A 2,798-nucleotide genomic window follows, 5' to 3' on the forward strand; every position below is an offset into this window, starting at 1 on the left:
GCTGAGCCCCTCGGCGTGGGGGGCCAGCATGCCGGCGGCCACGAAGCCGGCCGCCTCGCTGCGGCGGCGGCTGAGCACGGTGGCGGAGCGGCCGAGACGGGCCAGCTGGTGGGCGATGGCCAGGCCCATCAGGCCACCGCCGAGGATCAGGACCGGTTCGGCGTCGGGAGGGGGGCCAGCCAGGACGCTCATCTCCAGCTCGGAAGACCCCCATTCAAGCGGCCACCTGCCGCTGCCTAGGATCGCCCCCAGTGCCTCCGGCCGAGCGCGGGGGGCCGACAGCGCCGGCAGGACTCGCGACCATGGCTGAAGGGAACAGGGCAGAAGGCAAGGGCGAAGCCGCTTGGGAGGCTGTGATCGGCCTGGAGACCCATGTGCAGCTGGGCACCGCCAGCAAGATCTTCACCGCCGCCTCCACCAGCTTCGGCGACGATCCCAACACCCACATCGACCCGGTGGTGTGCGGCCTGCCCGGCACCCTGCCGGTGCTGAATCAGAAGGTGCTGGAGTACGCGGTCAAGGCGTCCCTGGCCCTGAATCTGCAGGTGGCCGAGCACAGCAAGTTCGACCGCAAGCAGTACTTCTATCCCGACCTGCCCAAGAACTACCAGATCTCCCAGTACGACCAGCCGATCGCCGAGGACGGCTGGATCGAGGTGGAGGTGGCCGAGAAGGGTAAGGAGACCTACCTGAAGAAAGTGGGCATCGAGCGGCTGCACATGGAGGAGGACGCCGGCAAGCTCGTCCACGCCGGCAGCGACCGCCTGGCCGGCTCCACCCACTCGCTGGTGGACTACAACCGGGCCGGTGTGGCCCTGGCCGAGATCGTCTCCAAGCCGGATCTGCGCACGGGCCGGGAGGCGGCCGAGTACGCCTCGGAGATCCGCCGCATCATGCGCTATCTGGGCGTCAGCGACGGCAACATGCAGGAGGGCTCCCTGCGCTGCGACGTCAACATCTCCGTGCGCCGGGGCCCGGACGCCCCCTTCGGCGTGAAGGTGGAGATCAAGAACATGAACTCCTTCTCGGCGATCCAGAAGGCCATCGATTTCGAGATCGCCCGCCAGATCAAGGCCTATGAGGCCGGTGAGCCGGTGGTGCAGGAAACGCGCCTCTGGGACGAGGCCAAGCAGCTCACCAAGAGCATGCGCAGCAAGGAAGGGGCGAGCGACTACCGCTACTTCCCGGACCCGGATCTGGGGCCGATCGAGGTGAGCCCCGCGCAGCGGGAAAGCTGGCGCTCCGAGCTGCCCGAGCTGCCGGCGGCCAAGCGCCACCGCTACGCCGAAAGCCTGGGTCTCTCGATCTACGACGCCCGGGTGCTCACCGATGAGCGGCCGATGGCCGAGTACTTCGAGGCGGCGGTGGCGGCCGGGGGCGACCCCAAGGCCGTGGCCAACTGGGTGACCGGCGACATCGCCGCCCACGTGAACGCCAACCGGCTGTCGATCGCCGAGCTGCCGCTGAAACCCGAGCAGCTGGCCGAGATGGTGCAGCTGATCGAGGCGGGCACCATCAGCGGCAAGATCGCCAAGGACCTGCTGCCCGAACTGCTCGAGAAGGGCGGTTCGGTCAAGGCGATCGTGGAATCGCGCGGCCTGGGCATGATCTCCGACCCGGCGGCCATCGCCGCCATCGTGGCGGAGCTGCTGGCCGCCCACCCGGAGGAGGTGGAGGCCTTCCGCGGCGGCAAGACCAAGCTGCAGGGCTTCTTCGTCGGGCAGCTGATGAAGCGCACCGGCGGCCGCGCCGACCCCAAACTGGCCAACCGGATCCTCAGCGAGCAGCTGAAGGGGTGAGGGATCGCTCAGCGCTGACTAGCGTTAAGGCATGACCTCGGCGCCCGCAGCTGTCAAACGCCACGCGCGTTTCACGGTGGAGCAGTTCCACCGGCTCTGCGACGCGGTGCCCGAGCAGCGGCTGGAGCTGATCGATGGGGAGGTGCTGCAGGTGATCGCCAAGGGGACACGCCACACGGCGGTGGTTCATCGGCTGATCGCTGCCATCCAGGCCACCCTGGCGGCCCTTCCCGCGTTGCCGCTGCAGCTGCGGGTGGAGGCGCCGCTTGACCTGGGCCCGACCGATGAGCCCGAGCCGGATCTGGCCCTGGTGGCCTGCCGCGACGACGACTACTGGGACGCCCATCCCACCGCCGCCGACACCGCCCTGGTGATCGAGGTGGCGGACAGCAGCCTGGCCTTCGACCTGGAGGCCAAGGCGCGCCTCTATGGCGCGGCCGGCATTCCCCACTACTGGGTGATCGATGTTCAGGCGACGCGCCTGCACGTGGTGCGTGAGCAGAGCGTGGACCTTGATGCCGGCGTCCTGGCGGCGCTCAGGCAGGCGGTGGAGACGGTGCTGCGGGAACTGCCCCGGCCCTGAGCGCCGCCTCCACCTGCGGCGCCAGGGTCTCCGGCCCGCCGCGGTTGTCGAGCACCACCGTGGCCAGGGCCCGCTTGCGCGCCAGGGGCCACTGGGCCGCCAGCCGGGCGCGGGCGTCAGCCGCGCTGAGCCCGTCCCGATCCATCAAGCGCTGGAGCTGCTGGTCCTCGTCGCAGTCCACCAGCCAGGTCTCGCTGCAGAGCGTGTCCAGACCCGCCTCGAACAGCAGCGGGATCATCAGCACCACGGCCGGCGCCTGCCGAAGCCGCTCCAGTTCCGCGGCGAAGCGCCGGCGCACCAGTGGATGCACCAGCTGCTCCAGCCAGCGGAGCTCGGCGGCGTCGCTGAACACGATCCGGCCGAGGGCCGCCCGGTCCAGGGCCGGCCGCGGCGCACCGGGCTCACCCGCTCCCGCC

4 protein-coding genes are annotated in these 2,798 nt (G+C 70.2%); 2 read left to right on the top strand and 2 right to left on the bottom strand.

Going from position 1 to position 2,798, the window contains the following annotated elements:
• Window positions 1-192: FAD-dependent oxidoreductase (locus VB737_RS06250; protein WP_500312040.1), on the bottom strand; the 192-nt coding region annotated here is incomplete at its 3' end.
• Between the two features lie 110 nt (window positions 193-302).
• Here VB737_RS06250 and gatB point away from each other — a divergent pair.
• On the top strand, window positions 303-1,799 hold the full coding sequence (gene gatB / locus VB737_RS06255; protein WP_500312041.1) for an Asp-tRNA(Asn)/Glu-tRNA(Gln) amidotransferase subunit GatB: 1,497 nt from the start codon (window positions 303-305) through the stop codon (window positions 1,797-1,799).
• A 31-nt stretch (window positions 1,800-1,830) separates the two neighbouring features.
• Window positions 1,831-2,382, top strand: a complete 552-nt coding sequence (locus VB737_RS06260; RefSeq protein ID WP_500312043.1) for a Uma2 family endonuclease — start codon at window positions 1,831-1,833, stop codon at window positions 2,380-2,382.
• Here VB737_RS06260 and coaE read toward each other — a convergent pair.
• Window positions 2,336-2,798 (bottom strand): dephospho-CoA kinase (gene coaE / locus VB737_RS06265; protein WP_500312044.1); only part of this gene is annotated, 463 nt, incomplete at its 5' end. The genes VB737_RS06260 and coaE overlap by 47 nt on opposite strands.

It is taken from the genome of Synechococcus sp. BA-120 BA3, from assembly GCF_034931285.1.
Taxonomy (GTDB): Bacteria; Cyanobacteriota; Cyanobacteriia; order PCC-6307; family Cyanobiaceae; genus Cyanobium.